This is a genomic window from Tessaracoccus sp. OS52, from assembly GCF_020687685.1.
Lineage (GTDB): Bacteria > Actinomycetota > Actinomycetes > Propionibacteriales > Propionibacteriaceae > Arachnia.
The window spans coordinates 34084-49816 of sequence record NZ_JAJEWM010000006.1; the positions used below are offsets into that span (position 1 = coordinate 34084).

At 68.6% G+C, this 15733-nt stretch carries 16 protein-coding genes; 5 read left to right on the plus strand and 11 right to left on the minus strand.

The window, feature by feature from the left end; translation table 11 throughout:
- Positions 1 to 72 precede the first annotated feature (72 nt).
- From pstS to pstB, 4 genes are all read left to right on the plus strand, one after another.
- Positions 73 to 1215 (plus strand): phosphate ABC transporter substrate-binding protein PstS, encoded by a 1143-nt coding sequence (pstS, locus tag LKO27_RS14620; protein WP_227738256.1) that lies wholly within the window; start codon positions 73 to 75, stop codon positions 1213 to 1215.
- A gap of 101 nt (positions 1216 to 1316) precedes the next feature.
- Positions 1317 to 2300, plus strand: a complete 984-nt coding sequence (pstC, locus tag LKO27_RS14625) for a phosphate ABC transporter permease subunit PstC (protein WP_227738257.1) — start codon at positions 1317 to 1319, stop codon at positions 2298 to 2300.
- A complete protein-coding gene (gene pstA, locus LKO27_RS14630) occupies positions 2300 to 3367 on the plus strand; it encodes a phosphate ABC transporter permease PstA (RefSeq protein WP_227738258.1) in 1068 nt (355 codons plus the stop codon). The genes pstC and pstA overlap by 1 nt, the downstream gene beginning before the upstream one ends.
- A 30-nt stretch (positions 3368 to 3397) precedes the next feature.
- Entirely contained in the window at positions 3398 to 4177 is a 780-nt protein-coding gene (gene pstB / locus LKO27_RS14635) for a phosphate ABC transporter ATP-binding protein PstB (protein ID WP_227738259.1), read from the plus strand.
- A gap of 15 nt (positions 4178 to 4192) precedes the next feature.
- Here pstB and LKO27_RS14640 read toward each other — a convergent pair whose 3' ends face one another.
- Both LKO27_RS14640 and LKO27_RS14645 read right to left on the minus strand, forming a co-directional pair.
- Positions 4193 to 5416 carry a glycoside hydrolase family 3 N-terminal domain-containing protein gene (locus tag LKO27_RS14640; RefSeq protein WP_227738260.1) on the minus strand — a complete coding sequence of 408 codons (1224 nt, stop codon included), beginning with the start codon at positions 5414 to 5416 and terminating at the stop codon, positions 4193 to 4195.
- A 35-nt stretch (positions 5417 to 5451) separates the two neighbouring features.
- Complete coding sequence (locus tag LKO27_RS14645; protein WP_227738261.1) at positions 5452 to 6876, minus strand: mycothione reductase; 1425 nt, start codon at positions 6874 to 6876, stop codon at positions 5452 to 5454.
- Positions 6877 to 6957: 81 nt separating this feature from the next.
- Here LKO27_RS14645 and LKO27_RS14650 point away from each other — a divergent pair, with 81 nt between their 5' ends.
- Positions 6958 to 7719: an SDR family oxidoreductase gene (locus LKO27_RS14650; protein WP_227738262.1), complete on the plus strand. Its 762-nt coding sequence runs from the start codon at positions 6958 to 6960 to the stop codon at positions 7717 to 7719.
- A gap of 6 nt (positions 7720 to 7725) precedes the next feature.
- Here LKO27_RS14650 and LKO27_RS14655 read toward each other — a convergent pair whose 3' ends face one another.
- Genes LKO27_RS14655 through LKO27_RS14695 form a run of 9 tightly spaced genes read right to left on the minus strand, consistent with a single transcriptional unit; the run spans position 7726 to position 15720 of the window.
- Positions 7726 to 9210 (minus strand): GerMN domain-containing protein, encoded by a 1485-nt coding sequence (locus tag LKO27_RS14655; protein WP_227738263.1) that lies wholly within the window; start codon positions 9208 to 9210, stop codon positions 7726 to 7728.
- 12 nt (positions 9211 to 9222) lie between these two features.
- Positions 9223 to 10122: a c-type cytochrome biogenesis protein CcsB gene (ccsB, locus tag LKO27_RS14660; RefSeq protein WP_370630045.1), complete on the minus strand. Its 900-nt coding sequence runs from the start codon at positions 10120 to 10122 to the stop codon at positions 9223 to 9225.
- Entirely contained in the window at positions 10119 to 11729 is a 1611-nt protein-coding gene (locus LKO27_RS14665; RefSeq protein WP_227738264.1) for a cytochrome c biogenesis protein ResB, read from the minus strand. Before LKO27_RS14665 ends, ccsB begins: the two co-directional genes overlap by 4 nt.
- Positions 11699 to 12451, minus strand: a complete 753-nt coding sequence (locus LKO27_RS14670; protein ID WP_370630046.1) for a cytochrome c biogenesis CcdA family protein — start codon at positions 12449 to 12451, stop codon at positions 11699 to 11701. Before LKO27_RS14670 ends, LKO27_RS14665 begins: the two co-directional genes overlap by 31 nt.
- Positions 12448 to 13014, minus strand: a complete 567-nt coding sequence (locus LKO27_RS14675; RefSeq protein ID WP_227738265.1) for a TlpA disulfide reductase family protein — start codon at positions 13012 to 13014, stop codon at positions 12448 to 12450. Before LKO27_RS14675 ends, LKO27_RS14670 begins: the two co-directional genes overlap by 4 nt.
- Positions 13011 to 13640: a histidine phosphatase family protein gene (locus LKO27_RS14680; RefSeq protein WP_227738285.1), complete on the minus strand. Its 630-nt coding sequence runs from the start codon at positions 13638 to 13640 to the stop codon at positions 13011 to 13013. Before LKO27_RS14680 ends, LKO27_RS14675 begins: the two co-directional genes overlap by 4 nt.
- Positions 13641 to 13694: 54 nt before the next feature.
- On the minus strand, positions 13695 to 15302 hold the full coding sequence (locus LKO27_RS14685; protein WP_227738266.1) for a bifunctional uroporphyrinogen-III C-methyltransferase/uroporphyrinogen-III synthase: 1608 nt from the start codon (positions 15300 to 15302) through the stop codon (positions 13695 to 13697).
- Between the two features lie 15 nt (positions 15303 to 15317).
- Entirely contained in the window at positions 15318 to 15617 is a 300-nt protein-coding gene (locus LKO27_RS14690) for a glutaredoxin family protein (RefSeq protein WP_227738267.1), read from the minus strand.
- Position 15618: 1 nt separating this feature from the next.
- Positions 15619 to 15720, minus strand: coding sequence for a 30S ribosomal protein bS22 (locus tag LKO27_RS14695; RefSeq protein ID WP_002550589.1), 102 nt, complete (start codon positions 15718 to 15720; stop codon positions 15619 to 15621).
- Positions 15721 to 15733 lie beyond the last annotated feature (13 nt).

A 15733-nucleotide genomic window follows, 5' to 3' on the forward strand; every position in this document is an offset into this window, starting at 1 on the left:
TTCACGGATGTAGAACGTCCGTTCCACGGGCCTGAGGCCCGCCCAGTACGTCAAACCCCGGAAGGGAAACAAATGAAGTTGCGTCTGTCCGCAGCCCTTGGCCTGAGCGCTGCCCTGCTGCTCTCCGCATGCGCCGCCAACGAGCAGCCCACCGATCAGGAAACCACCGCAGACACCACCGCGGTCGCCACTGATGGCAACTCCGAAGCAACCACCGATGCGACCGAGTCCGAGGCCCCGTCCGACCTGTCGGGCAGCCTGAACGGCATCGGTTCCTCGGCCATGAACGTGGCCCAGACGAACTGGATCGCAGAATTCCAGACCGCCAACCCCGGCGTGACCGTCCTCTACTCCCCTGATGGCTCCGGCGCAGGCCGTGACGCCTTCACGGGCGGCGGCGCCGATTTCGCTGGCTCTGACCGCGCTTTCAAGGCCGACGAGAACGTCGCCGGCGCCTTCGCCAACTGCACCCCCGAGTCGATCGCCTACGACCTGCCGGTCTACATCTCCCCGATCGCCGTGATCTTCAACGTCGAGGGCGTCGAGGAACTCAACCTCACCCCGGCCGTGCTCGCAGGCATTTTCGCCGGTGACATCACCAACTGGAACGCGCCCGAGATCGCTGAACTCAACGAGGGCGCAGAACTGCCTGACCTCGCCATCACCCCGGTGCACCGCTCCGACGACTCGGGCACCACCGAGAACTTCACCGACTACCTCAACAAGGCAGCCGGCGACGTCTGGACCAACGAGGCCGACGGCGAATGGCCGATCCAGGGCGGCGAAGCTGCCAAGGGCACCTCCGGTGTCGTGGCGGCCGTCACCAACGGTGTCGGGGCCATCGGCTACGCCGACGCCTCGCAGGCAGAGGGCCTTTCCATCGCCAAGGTGGGCAAGGACGGCGAGTTCTTCGGCCCCACCGCCGAGGACGCTGCGGCAGCCGTCGAGGCCTCCCCCGTTGAGGAGGGCCGCGAGGAGCACGACCTGGCCCTCGAACTGGACCGCAACGCCGGCGGCTACCCCATCGTCCTGGTGGCCTATGCACTGGCCTGCGCGGACTACGCCGACGACGAGCAGGGTGCCCTGGTCAAGGAGTACCTCGGTTACATCGCGAGCCCTGAGGGCCAGGAAGTCGCCGCTGCAGGTGCGGGTTCCGCTCCCCTGTCCGACGCTCTCTCCGAGAAGGTTCTGGCAGCTATCGACGCCATCGCGTGACGGATGTCCTAACCTGAAACCAACCGCGCCCGCCTCCGAATCCGGGGCGGGCGCGGTTCCCATGTCTGAAGCAGGCCAGTTCAGCGATCACCAGGAGCACCATGTCGACACGGACCTCACGAGCCGAGGCGTCAGGCCCACCACCCACGGCCGACGACGCGGACCACGAACTCAGGCACAGCTCGAAGCGGTTCGGTGACACCCTCTTCAAGGGCCTTTCGACCGGATCCGGCATCGCCATCCTGGCCATTCTCGCCGCCGTGGCGCTGTTCCTGATCGGACTGTCGATCCCCGCGCTCACGGCCGACGTCGAGGACCTGCCCTACGGCGAGTTCTGGTCCTATGTGGCCCCGTACGCCTTCGGCACCGTGTGGGCTGCCTTCCTGGCCATGCTGTTCGCGGTCCCGGTCTCCATCGGAATCGCGCTGTTCCTCACCCATTACGCACCAAAGCGGGTGGCGTCCACCTTCGGCTACATCATCGACCTCCTCGCGGCGGTGCCGTCAGTGGTCTTCGGTCTGTGGGGCATCAACACCGTCGCGCCGCTGATGCGCCCACTGTTCGTGTGGCTGAGCGAGAACCTCGGCTGGATCCCGCTGTTCGCCGGGCCGGTCTCCGGCACCGGCCGGACAATCCTGACCGCGGCGCTCGTGCTGGCGGTGATGGTGCTGCCCATCATCACCGCACTGTGTCGCGAAGTGTTCCTCCAGACCCCGCGCCTGCACGAAGAAGCTTCGCTCGCCCTCGGCGCCACGCGGTGGGAGATGATCCGGCAGGCGGTGCTGCCCTTCGGCACGCCCGGCATCATCTCGGCCTGCATGTTGGGCCTGGGGCGGGCGCTCGGTGAGACCATGGCCGTGGCCATGGTCCTGTCGCCAGGCTCCACCATCCACTTCATGCTGCTCACCTCTGACAACCCCAACACCATCGCCGCGAACATCGCCCTGGCGTTCCCGGAGGCCTACGGCCTCGGCGTCAACCAGCTGATCGCCACCGGCCTGGTGCTGTTCGTCATCACGCTGATCGTCAACGTGGCCGCCCGGTGGGTAATCTCCCGCCGCAGGGAATTCTCGGGAGCCAACTGATGTCCACCACCGACACGTTGAACAGCCGAGCCTCCTCCCTGACCGCGGGACAGCTGCCGAAGCACTCCGCGCTGGGGGTGCTCGTCGTTTCCGTCGCCGTAGTCGCAGGGGTGCTCGCGCTGTTCAACCTTGCCAACGTCGCCACCGTCCTCCTGCTCGGCGCTGTCTTGTTCCTTGCCGTGATGTTCGCGCTGTCCGGCGCCGTGGAGGGGCCCCGGCGGGCCAAGGACCGCCTCGCCAAGTACGTCGTCACCTCCTTCTTCCTGCTCGCCCTGGCCCCCCTCGTCTCGCTCGTGTGGCAGGTGGTCTCCAAGGGTCTCGAGCGCTTCGACGTGCAGTTCTTCACCTATTCGATGCGAAACGTCATTGGGGAGGGCGGTGGCGCCTCGCACGCCATCTGGGGGACGCTGATCGTCACGGGGATCGCGACGCTCATCTCCGTGCCCGTGGGACTTCTGACGGCCATCTTCCTGCAGGAGTACGGCGGCAACGGTCGGCTCGCTCGCGCCATCCGGTTCTTCGTCGACGTCATGACGGGCATCCCGTCGATCGTCGCCGGCCTGTTCGCCTACACCATCTTCGCCTCCATCTTCGGCCCGGGCACCCGGATCGGCCTGTCCGGCGCCGTCGCGCTGAGCGTGCTGATGATCCCGACGGTGGTGCGCTCCACGGAGGAGATGCTCCGCCTGGTGCCGAACGAGCTCCGAGAGGCCTCCTACGCTCTCGGCGTGCCCAAGTACCGCACCATCCTCAAGGTGGTCCTGCCCACTTCGATCGCGGGAATCATCACCGGTGCGGTCCTGGCCGTTGCCCGAGTCATTGGCGAGACCGCCCCACTGCTGGTCACCGCGGGGCTGAATCCGTCGATGAACCTGAACCCGATGGATTCCCCCATGACCACGCTCCCGGTCTTCGTGTACTACCAGTACGTGACGCCGGGAGTGCCGCAGGACCCCTACTACGCCCGCGCCTGGGCGGGCGCGCTGGTGCTGATCCTCATCGTGATGGGCCTCAACCTGCTGGGCCGCCTGTTCTCCTGGCGATTCGCACCCAAGCCCGGCCGCTGACCAGTAGACAGACAAGGAAAACTAGGAATCATGTCGAAACGCATTGAGCTCCAGGACGTGGACATCTTCTACGGGAAGTTCCACGCCGTCCAGAACGTCAACATGACCATCCAGCCACGGGCGGTGACCGCCTTCATCGGCTCGTCCGGCTGCGGGAAGTCCACCGTCCTTCGCTCCCTGAACCGCATGCACGAGGTCATCGACGGCGCTTACGTCAAGGGCAAGGTGCTGCTGGACGGGCTCGACCTGTACGAACCGAGCGTGGACCCGGTCCGCGTGCGCCGCCAGGTCGGCATGGTGTTCCAGCGCCCCAACCCGTTCCCGACGATGTCGATCAAGGACAACGTGCTGGCCGGCGTGAAGCTGAACAACGCCCGCATGGGCCGCAAGGAGGCCGACGAGCTGGCCGAGAAGGCCCTGCGCGGCGCCAACCTCTGGAACGAGGTCAAGGATCGTCTCGAGCGCCCGGGGTCGAGCCTCTCCGGAGGTCAGCAGCAGCGCCTCTGCATCGCCCGCGCCATCGCGGTCTCGCCGGACGTGATCCTGATGGACGAGCCGTGTTCGGCCCTTGACCCCATCTCCACCCTCGCCATCGAGGAGCTCATCCATGAGCTGAAGGAGCAGTACACCGTCGTCATCGTCACCCACAACATGCAGCAGGCCGCGCGAGTCTCTGACCAGACCGCCTTCTTCAACCTGAAGGCACAGGGGCAGCCCGGCGAGCTCGTCGAGTTCGGGGACACGGAGAAGATCTTCCACAACCCGGACCAGAAGGCCACCGAGGACTACATCACCGGCCGCTTCGGCTGAGCGAATCCCTCCCCATCAGGAGCACTGCACCAGCCCGAGCCAGGCCTTCAACGTCAGCACGCGCGCGGTAGAGGCAGCCACCTGCTCCGCGAACGCCGGGTCCGCCTGAGCCTTCGCGACGGTGGCCGCGACCATCTCCTGCAGGATGGCCGGGTCGGCATTGATGACGATGTCGCCTCCGGCTGTGATGAACCTGACTCCCCGGTCCGCAGGCGGGGTGTCGGCGACGGCGCCCGCCGCGCCCAGGTCGTCGGCGATCACCACGCCGTCGAAGGCCAGGTGCTCGCGCAGGTAGGACGTGATGATGGTTGGCGAGAACACGCCCTCCTGCGCCGGGTCTATGAGCTTGAAGATGCCCGAGGACACCATCACCGACTTCGCGCCGGCGTCGATACCCGCGACGAACGGCGCCCAGTCCGAGTCCCCCGGTGCCACGTCGGTGTCGACGGCGACGTCGAAATCCGTGTTGGTTGTCACCTGCCCGAGGCCCGGGAAGTGCTTGAGCGAGGTGGCAACGCCGGCATCGGTCATCCCGGTGACGAATTCGGCGACCTTCCCCGACGTCGTGTCCGCGTCGTTGCCGTAGTTGCGCCGGAGCGCGCCGATGGGGGCGTTGCTCTCCTGCTTGTCGGCTGGGACCACGTCCGCCACGGGGGCCAGGTTGAACAGCACACCCGTCGCCGCGAGTTCCTCCCCCCACTCGTTGGCGGCCTTCTCGAGCTCGCCTTCCGCGAATCGCGCCTGGTCGAGTGCCGTGGGGAGGTCGCTGAACCCCGGTCCCTGCAGGCGCTGGACGGCACCGCCCTCCTGATCCACGGCGACCAGGATCGGCAGTGCCGGATCAGCGAGCTCGCCGACGGCGCCGGTCAGCTCAAGGATCGCCTCGGAGCCTGCCGTCGAGTTGCCGAGCAGCACCACCGACCCGACCTGCGTCTGGGTGATCGCAGCCGAAGTCACCTCATCCAGTCCGGCGGTCGAGACGCCCACCATGTACAGCTGCCCCACCTGTGCCTGCAGGGGCAGCTCAGCGGCCGCACTGACACAGCTGATGGGCTGGGGAGCCATCGTCCTGGGAGCCGGGGTGGAGGCCGTCGGGGTGACCACGCGCACGTTCGAGGTGGCCACCGGCTCCTCGGACGGTGTCCGGGTTCCGGTGAGCGGCGCCGGGGCGCAGGCCGCGAGGACCAGCGCGGACAGACTCGTCAGGGCGCCGCACAGGACCAGACTTCGCGATCGCACACCTCGACCCTACCTGCCGGCAATGCGCCGCGGGGTCAGAAGTTCTCTGCCACTGGATGCTCCAGCTGCTCGGGTTCGTAGGCCGACAGCAGGCCGAGCAGCGCGTTCTCGACGACCTCCGGGAGGGCGGGATGGATCCAGTACTGGCCACGTGCCATGTCCGGCACAGCCAGGTCGAAGCTCATGGCCTGGATCAGCGGCTGGATCAGCGTCGAGGCCTGCGGTCCCATGATGTGGGCGCCGAGCAGGCGCCAGTTGCGCGGGTCCGCGATGAGCTTGACGAAGTGGCCCCGGTCCTCCAGCGCCCAGCCGTAGGCGACGTCGGCGAACCGCTGCCGGGCGATCACGTGCGGGGTGCCCCACTCCCGCAACTGCTGCTCGGTGGCCCCGACCGAGGCCACCTGCGGGTCTGAGAAGACGGCATGAGGGACGTAGCGATGGTCGGTCTCGACGAGGTTGTCGGGGTTGAGCAGGTTGTGGGCAACCGTCCGCATCTCGGCGTTGGCCACGTGCTTCAGGAGGTGGTCCGAGGAAACGTCTCCCAACGCCCAGATGTGGGGCACGTTGGTGCGCTGGTTGGAGTCCACCATGACCTGGCCGTTGGCCCGGACGTCGACGCCGGCAGCGGCCAGGTTCAGGGAGTCGGAGTTGCGGATCCGGCCGGTGGCGTTCAGGACCAGGTCCGCGAAATAGAGGTACTCCACCCCGTTGCGGTCGGTGGTGATGAGTTGCGCCTCGCCGTCGTCGCCCTCCTCGAGGGAGGAGACCACCTGGTTGAGCCGGATCTTGACGCGTTGCCCGAGCTGCTCGGCGAACGCGGCGGAAAGCTCGTGGTCCTCACCGCGCAGGACGACGTCGGAGCGGTTGATGAGGGTCACCTCGCTGCCGAAGGAGGCGAAGACGTGTGCGAACTCGGCCGCGACGTACCCGGCGCCGATGATGACCACCCTTTCAGGGAGCTCGTCGATGCGCATCACGGTGTCGGAGGTGTGGACCAGCGGCCGGAGGGCCTCTGGCACCTCCACCTGCAGCGGACGTGGCCGGGACCCGGTGGCGATCACGATCTGGTCTGCGCTGATGGTGTCCTCGCCGATTCGCAGCGTGTGCGGGTCGACGAAGCTGGCCTCACCGTGGAAGACGGTGACGTTGCTGCTGCGCTCGCGCCACTCCAGGCCACCCGCGGAGATCGGGTCGATCCGGCCGAAGATGCGGTCCCGGATGGCGGGCCAGTTGGCGCGGTGGAACTCGAGGTCGACGCCGAGCCGCCGGGCCTCCGCCGGGCTCGCGGCCAGATCCGCCGGCACGACGAACATCTTGGTGGGGATGCAGCCGCGGTTCAGGCAGGTACCGCCGAACACCTCGTCCCGCTCCACCAGGGCAACCTCGAGACCGAGGAACCGCTCGTCGATCAGTGAATTCCCGGACCCCGAGCCGATGACGGCAACGTCGAAATGCTGCATGACCCCATCATGTCATGACCCTGTGGCGGCCCCTCCCGCACGCCGCGCTCGGTGACGAGCACCGAGAACTAGGCTGTGGGCATGACAACTTCGTGGGCAGTGGTGACCGGGGCCTCGTCAGGGCTGGGCGACGCCTATGCACGGTACCTGGCGCAGCGTGGCGCCGACGTCGTGCTCGTGGCCCGCAGCGAGGACAAGCTCTTCGCGCTCTCCGTCGAACTCGAGCGGGAGTACGGCGTCGCGACGCTCGTCCTGCCAGTGGACCTGACCGTACCCGAGGAACGCTTCGAGTTGATCAGTCGCCTCGACCAGTTCGACGTCCACACCCTCGTCAACAACGCCGGTTTCGGCAGCCACGGCGAATTGGTGGACCTCGAGCGCGAGCGGATCGCCAGCGAGGTGCAGCTGAATGTCGCGGCCGTCACCGAGCTGGCCCACGCCGTACTCCCGCAGATGCTGTCGCGGGACCGGGGTGCCATCATCAACGTCGCCAGCACCGCCGCGTTCCAGCCCATCCCGGAGATGGCCACCTACGCGGCCACCAAGGCCTACGTGCTCAGCTTCTCCCAAGCCCTCTGGGGCGAGACCCGGCGCACCGGAGTGCGAGTGGTCTGCGTCTGTCCCGGCCCGACCGAAACGGCTTTCTGGGCCAACACCGGCAACGCGCGCGTGATGACCAGACGCCGTAGCGCCGAGCAGGTGGTGAACACCACCTTCGAGGGCCTCGCCCGGCGCCAGCCCTACGTGATCGACGGCCTGGGCAACCGGGTGCTGGCGCACGCCAATCGGTTCGTCCCTTCGTCATTGGCGATCCGCCTCGCGAACTGGGTGGTCAACCACTGACCGGCCTCACGCGACTGTGATGCTCTTCGTCTCCTGATAGACCTGGGTTTCCTGCGTCTCGGGTGGTGTCAGCTCCGTGGTGGCCGTTATGAGATAGCCGCCGGGCTCCAGCGCAACGACGACCGACCAGACGCGCCACCCGTCGGCGTCGGGTGTGGTTGCGGTCTGGGCGGTCACGCTGGCCACTTCCTCGCCGTCGTCACGCACGATCTTGACGACGGGGGTCGTCGCCGACGGCTTGACGGTCCCGACCACCACCACCTGGCCCGCCTCCAACGTCGATGCGTTCTTGGGCGAGGAGACCCACACCGCCCCCATCGGCGTCAGCCCGTTGCGACCGAATCCGTCCTCGGGCTGGCCGAGGGCTTCCGGGGGCGGGCCGCCGTCGGAGGTGAACTTGAGCCGCAGGTTGGGGTTGCCACCCAGCTCACTGGCGGTGTAGACCATCTGGTCGACCGCGCTCCGCGCACCGCGACCGGCGGTGAGGCCCTCGAAGGCCTCGGGTGTCAGGTCCACGGTGAGGGTGTCGCCGGTGACGTCGGCACTGATCAGTGAGCCCGCCCCCCAGGCCGAGTCGTAGTCGGGGTCCAGGGGGGCGAGCGACATCGTCGCCTCCAGTGCCGCCTCGACCAGCACGCGACCCGCGGGAAGATCGCGGAGCTCGCGGTACAGCAGCCCGTCCTTGCGGCCGACGTAGTAGACCGGGACCTCGCGCACCTGGGCGGGCAACGAGCGCGACTCCGTGGCCGACGGGCTGGGCGAGTCCGCCGTCGCGCTCGCGGACACCGACGGCGCCGGGACCGCTCCGCGACCGGGCGCGGTCATGGTGGCGAGCCAGATCCCGAGCAGCAGCGATGCGGCCACCAGAGGTGCGACGAGCCAGGCCGACACCCCCCGGTTGGACGAGTCCCCCAGACTCAGCAGTTCGGCCGCGAGGGTGTCGGTGCCGGAGGGCTGCACTCCCCGGGCGGACGCGCGCAGTGCGGCGGTCACCTCCTGGGACAGCGATTCGATGACTCCCGGCATGGAACCCGGTGTGGGGTCCCCCACGACGAGCCGGAGCCGGTCGAGCGCATCCTCGAGGCGCGCGTTCGTGGCCCGGATCGTCATGCGCAGGATGCTCGCCAGCTCCGGGCCGAAGACCGAGAGGTAGTGGCTGATCACCAGCACCTCGCCGTCGCGGATCGGCAGGGCCCTGATGCCGTTGAGGATCTCCTGCTGACGCCGGTCCTCGACGTCGGGCAGGTGCAGTCCTTCCCCCGGACGACGCGCACTGCGGGCCTGGTGGACCACCTGCTCCTCCAGGTACTCCAGACGCTCCAGGGGATCGATGACGCTGTTCACACGCCTGCCCAGCGAGAGCAGCGCGGTGCGAAGGATGTGACCGGAGGCGGCCTCGGCGCCCAGCATCACCGCCAGCCTGTGCAGGCTGGTGCCGTGCTCCTCGTACAGCTCTACGAGGAGTTCGATCTCGGTGTCCGGGGCGGCCATGGGTACTCCCGGTCAGATCCCCGCATAGGAGTGGAAGCCGCTGAACAGGAGGTTCACGCCGATGAAGTTGAACCAGAACGACGCCACGCCGATCAGTGCGATGACGGTCGCGGGGCGACCCTTCCAGCCCGCCGTCGCACGGGCGTGGAGGTAGGCGGCGTAGATCACCCAGGTCACGAAGGACCAGGTCTCCTTGGGATCCCAGTTCCAGAACCGGCCCCAGGCGTACTGCGCCCAGATGGCACCGGCCGCGATGGTGAAGGTCCACAGCGGGAAGGCGAAAGCGTGCAGCCGGTAGGAGAACAGGTCCAGCCTGCTGGCCTGCGGCAGCCGTGCCAGGTAGCCGCGGATCGGTCCGCCCTTGGCCTCCGCCCGCTGCTTGAGGAGGTAGAGAACCGCTGCCACGGCACCGACGTTGAAGGCGGCCCCCGCGATGGCGGCGGCCACGATGTGGATGATGAACCAAACCGAGTGCAGTGCGGGCACCAGCGGGGCGACGTCGACGTAGAAGACGGTGGCCGCGAGCCCCAGGCCGACGGTGCCCAGCAACGTCACGCCGAGCCCGAGCCACCGGGCCCCCAGCCGCCACACCGCCAGCAGGTAGACGACAACGGCGAACGCCAGGGACGAGGTCACGAACTCGTACATGTTGCCCCAGGGCGCACGGTTGGCCGCGACGCCGCGGAGGACGACGCCGGTGACGTGGACGATGGCGGTGACGGCGGTCAGGGCGATGCCCAGCCGTCCGTAGAGGTCCACCCGCACCCTCGCCCTGTCCTCGGACCCGTCCACGGGGCGCACGGGCGCGAGCCCCCGCGCAGAGGACCACTCAAGGCTGTGGAGGGCGAAGGCGATGAGGTAGCCGACGGCGGCGACCACGATCGCAGTCTCCGAGGCTCCTGACATTGTCACTTGGTCTCCTCCACTCCAACCGGGCTGCGGGCCCATTCTGCCCCGTCGGTGGGGGGTTCGGTAATCGGGACGCCGAGTACCGCCTCGCTCAGGCCGGCCACCTCGTCGTCCAGACCGCTGGCGGCGTCGGTGCGGTCGAGCCCGCCGATGGCTGCCCGGCCGGCGCCGATGCGGACGAACATCCGGCGCGGCCGGACGAACAGGCTGACGCACAGGCCGGCGACCGCGACGGCGAGGCTGATCAGGGTCAGGGTGTTCCCGGGCGTGATGCTGACCTGCAACTTCACCCAGCGCGACCAGCCGTCGAAGGTGATGGTGCCCAGGTCGTCGGGAAGCTCCATGCCGGTGCCGGGGGTGAGCCGCATGCGCAGCACCTCCCCGCCGTCGCCGGTGATGGGTTCCAGGCCCGCGGTGTCCAGCACATAGATGCTCTCCGGGATGCCTGTTTCCACAGCGGGCTCCCCCACCCACGCGTTCATGAACAGCTCCGGGTTCAGGGCGTCGGGGAAGACCGAGTGCGGACCCTGCTCGTTGAGCACGGCGGTTGGAAAGAAGAACGCCTCGAAGGCCAGCCGCTGGGGCCGGGCGTCGGGGACCTTGATCACGCCGATGGAGGCGAAGTTCCCGTCCTGCGGCAGGAACACCACGGGGCCGGAGAAGGCGACGTCGCCCAAGCCGTCATTGACGGTGACGTGGGCCGCGTAGCCGTGGCCCATCACGTTGACCTGCTCCCCCGTAGGCAGCGTGAGGGGATGGTTCACCTGGATGAGCTGGTCCCAGGACCGGCCCCCCGCGGTCACGGTCATGTCTGTGTCGAACCGCCGGGCCGCCCCGCGTTGCACGTCCCCGGTCTCGAACTCGGCGGTGAACGAGTCGACCTTGACCGTGAAGGGGTTGAGGGCGTCGGTGTCCACGAGGGCACCGGCGCTGAACTCGTCGTACTGGGTGATCGCGTTGCTGAAGCTCCTGCCCTCGACGACGACGGCGCTGCCGTGGAACCCCAGCAGGCTGGACCACGCGAGTCCGACGAGGAGGACGAGCAGCCCGATGTGGAACACGAGGTTCCCGGCCTCGCGGGAGTAGCCGCGCTCGGCGCTCACACCCTTGGGAGTGACGAGCGTGCGGTAGCGCTTGGCCCTCAGCCACGCGTCGGCGCGCGCGATGGCGGCGGGTGCGTCGTCGACGAGGCCGGTGCGGCTCTCGGCGAGGCGTTCGGGACGAGCGGGAAGCTTGGGGGGTGGCTTGGCCACGTTTCGTGCGTACAGCGCGACGCGGGGCAGGATGCAGCCGATCAGCGAGACGAACAGCAACAGGTAGATGGCCGAGAACCACGGCGAGGTGTAGACGTCGAACATCCCGAGCGGCGTGAGGACGGCGCTCAGCTCCGGGTTGTCCCGCTGGTAGAGCGACACCTCCACCGGGGAGATGTTGTTCTGGGGGAAGATCGACCCGGGAACCGCGGCGAGCGCCACGAGGAACAACAGCACCAGTGCCGTGCGCATGCTGGTGAGCTGGGTCCAGCACCAGCGCAGGAACTCCCGCGCGTTCATGGCACGGGCCTCGGTGGCGCCGCGGCTCACAGGATGGTCCCGAACGACGACGCCCACTGCCGCAGGTAGCCCACGACGATGTCCCACAGCCCGGAGACCATCGCCAGTCCGACGGCCACCAGAAGGATTCCCCCGGCCACGGTCAGCCTGCGCTGGTTGCGCTTGAGCCATTCGAAGTGCTTGTTGAGCTTGGTGAAGGCCACCGCGAAGGCGAGGAAGGGCAGGCCCAGGCCGATGGCATAGACGAAGGCGAGGAAGCCGCCGCGGGCGGCGGAGCCTTCGGTGAGGGCGAGGGTGAGGACCACCGACAGGGTGGGTCCGATGCATGGTGTCCAACCCAGGCCGAAGGCCATGCCGAGCAGGGGCGAGGCGGCGGCTCCCATCCTGGGGGCCTTGGGCCGCCACTGGGCCGGCATGGGCAGCCAGCCGATGAAGCCGAGTCCCATGACGATGATCAGAAGGCCCGCGATCAGGGTGATCAGGCGTTGGTTGGCCAGCAGGACCCCGCCCAGGCCACCGATGAAGGCGCCAGTGAGGACGAACACGACGGCGAACCCCAGCACGAATCCTGCGGTTCCCAGGACCAGGAGCCGACGGTTCCCCGTCCCCTCGGAGATCTCCGACGCCCCGAGCCCCGAGGCGTAGGAAAGGTAACCGGGCAGCAGGGGCAGCACGCACGGGGACACGAAGGAGACCAGACCCGCCAGCAGCGCGACGGGGATGGCCAGCAGCAGCGAGGAGGACAGGGCGTCGCTCACCCAGGACTCGAGCAGGATCACCCGGCGCCCCTGACGTCGGAGATGACGCCGGTCAGCGTCGAGGCGGTGATCTCGCCCAGCATCCGCGCGGCCACGCGCCCCTGCTCGTCGATGACGAGGGTGCTGGGGATGGCCTTCGGAGGCAGCTGTCCGAACTTGAGCAGCAGCGCGCCGTCCGGGTCGTAGATGTTGGGGTAGGGAACCTTGAAAGCGCGCACGAACGCCTTCGCGGGCGCCGGGTCCAGGTCCCTGGTGTTGATGCCGATGAAGGCCACCTCGGGCAACTGTGCTGCCGCTTCCACCAGGTGGGGCGCCTCGGCGCGGCAGGGCGCGCACCACGATCCCCAGACGTTGAGGACCATGACCTGACCGGCGAAGTCGGCCGTCGAGAGTTCCTCACCGTCGAGGGTTTCACCACGCAACTCGGGAGCCGGTTCCCGCTCGGCCGCCGGCACGATCACGACGGAACCGTCGCCGGCCTGGAACCCGATGGTGTCGTCGTCGATGCCAGGCCCATCGGGCGCGGCACAGGCGGCCAGCAGGGGCAGTGAGGTCAGGCCGGCGAGGAAGGACCGGCGCCTCATGTGCCGACCCGGAACTTGCGGCCGCGCTTGGGGGGCAGCAGGTGCGCGACAGGCTCGCGGTAGTCGACCGCGGTGACGCGGCCACCGCGCATGGTGAACGACGTCACCGACGCGAGGGTGCACCTGCGGGTGCGCGGGTCGTGTGCGAAGCGGCGTCCTTCCGCCTCCTGCCGCGCGATCCAGATCGGGAGTTGGTGGCTGACGACCAGGGCCTGGCCACCCTCCCCCGCGGCCTCGGCGGCGTCCGCGATGGCGGCTCGCATCCGAGCGGCGATGTCTCGGTAGGGCTCGCCCCAGCTGGGCCGCAGCGGATTGAGGACGTGGCGGATCATGCGCGGATCCCGCAGTGCGCGGTTGCTGGGACCGAAGACCTTGCCCTCGAAGACGTTGGCCGCCTCGATCAGCCGCTCGTCGGTCACGATGTCAAGGTCGGGGAACAGCGCAGCCGTGGGAGCCAGCGTCTCCTGGGCACGCTGCAACGGGGAGCAGCGCAGGTGGGTGAGCGGGACATCTGCCCAGAACCCGGCGATCTCCGCAGCCATCTGGTGGCCGAGCTCGGAGAGCCCGAAGCCGGCGATGCGCCCGTAGAGCACGCCGTCGGGATTGTGCACCTGGCCGTGCCGCATCACGTGCACGATGCGCGCGTCTGCCACCTTGACCTCCTTGGTTCCCCTGCCAGCCTACGCGTCCGGCGCGGCCGCGACCTTGCGCCGACGGCGCCGACGTTCCGAGGGCTTCTTGACGGGAACTCCGCGGGCAATCTGGTCCGCCAGGCGGTTCTCCGCGAAGCGCGCCAGCCCCTCGGCCAGCGACTCGTAGGTGGGTGACTCCGCCACGACGTCCACCTTCAGCCCGTGCAACTCGCACGCCTGGGCGGTCGCCGGTCCGATGGCCGCAACGGCCATGGCCGCGTGCGGCTTCCCGGCGATGCCGATCATGTTGCGCACGGCGGTGGAGGAGGTGAACACGACGGCGTCGAACAGGCCGGTCTTGATGGCCTCCCTCGTGTCCGCCGGGGGCGGCGCGGCACGCACGGTCCTGTAGGCGGTGACCTCCTCGACGTCCCAGCCAAGCGGGACGAGGCCGTCGATGAGGGGCTGCACACTGACGTCGGCCGTTGGCACCAGGACGCGCTCGATCGGGTCGATCAGGTCATCGAAGGCGGGGAACTCGAGGGCCAGACCCGCCACGGTGTTGTCCCCGACGGGCGTCAGGTCCGCCCGCAGCCCGTACTTCCGCAGGGCCTCCGCAGTGCCGCGGCCGACGGCGGCCAGACTGATTCCCGACAGGGCGCGGGAATCCAGACCGTACTCGGCCAGCCGCTCCATGATGGCGCCGATGGAGTGCGGGGAGGTGAACACGATCCACAGGTACCGGCCGTCGACGATGCCGCGGACGGCCTTCTCCATGGCCTGCTCGGTGCGCGGGGGTTCGATGGAGATCGTGGCCACGATCTCGCTCGTGGCGCCGAAGCGCGCGAGGTGACCGGTGAGTTCGCCCAGGTCGTCCTTGGTGCGCGGGATCACGATGCGCCAGTCGAAGAGCGGCTTGGAGGCGAACCAGTCGAGTCGTTGCCGCTCGGCCTCCACGATGCCGGGCCCGACGACGAGGTAGCACTCGGAGTCGACGTCGACCTTGCCGTTGGCCAGCTCACGCCACTTGGCGAGTTGGGTGGTCTGCGACGAGGTTCCGAGATTCGTGAGCACCAGCACCGGGCTGCTCGCCCCGAATCGTTGCGCCCCCTGCTCGGCGACCTCCACCAGGCGCTCGGGGTTGGTCCAGACGACCAACGTGCCGGCCTGCGGCCAATCCTCGCCCCCGACTCCACGGGACGCGTCGAGGGTGGCGAATGACGCTGTGGGAGCGACCGCCCCGTAGGTGAGCGCCGAGACCCAGCGGCTGACGCCGGGGATCAGGTGGGTCCGCACCCGGTGCTCGCCCAGGACCGCGGGGAGAGTCACCTCCCGGAAATGGCTGTCGTAGAAGTCACCGGCGGACAGGCGGACCACGCGCTTGCCCGCGTCCACCTCACGGATCAGCTGCGTCGGCTCGTCGGAATCCACGCAGACGACCTGGGCGTGGGTCCGGATGCCTGAACTGGCGAGGCTCTCGGCCACGTCCGGGGAGTCGACGACCACGAGGTCGGCCTGGGCTATCGCGCGTTCACCCGCGTAGGGGACGAGCGTGATGTCAGCCGATCCGGACCCGACGAAGGTCAAGGAGCCATGGCGCCGGGGGGCATCGACGTGCTCGCTCTCGTGCGCGTCGGTGTCTTCGATCTCGCTCACAGACATCTCCTGGTCTCAACTCGGTCCGGGGGCGGGGGGTCGCCAGTCCGCAGGCATGGGGTGTGGAGCCCCGTCCAGCAGCGCCTGCCTGAGTTTGTCAGGGTCAACGAACCATCTGCCGTGCAGCGACTGATCAGCGAAGGTCACTGGCACGTGGTCCGTCCATTGGGCACGCAGGGCGTCGTCGGAGTCGACGTCCACCTTGCGCCATCCGGCCCCGACCTCCTCGCAGATCGCTGCGACCACCGACTCGGCTTCTTCACACAAGTGACAGCCGGGCCGGGTCAGCAGCAGGACCCGCGAGGGCGCTGGCAACTTACTTGCCGGCGCGACGACGCTGGATACGCGTCTTCTTCAGCAGCTTGCGGTGCTTCTTCTTGGCCATCCGCTTGCGGCGCTTCTTGATGACAGAGCCCATGTTTGCCTTTCGG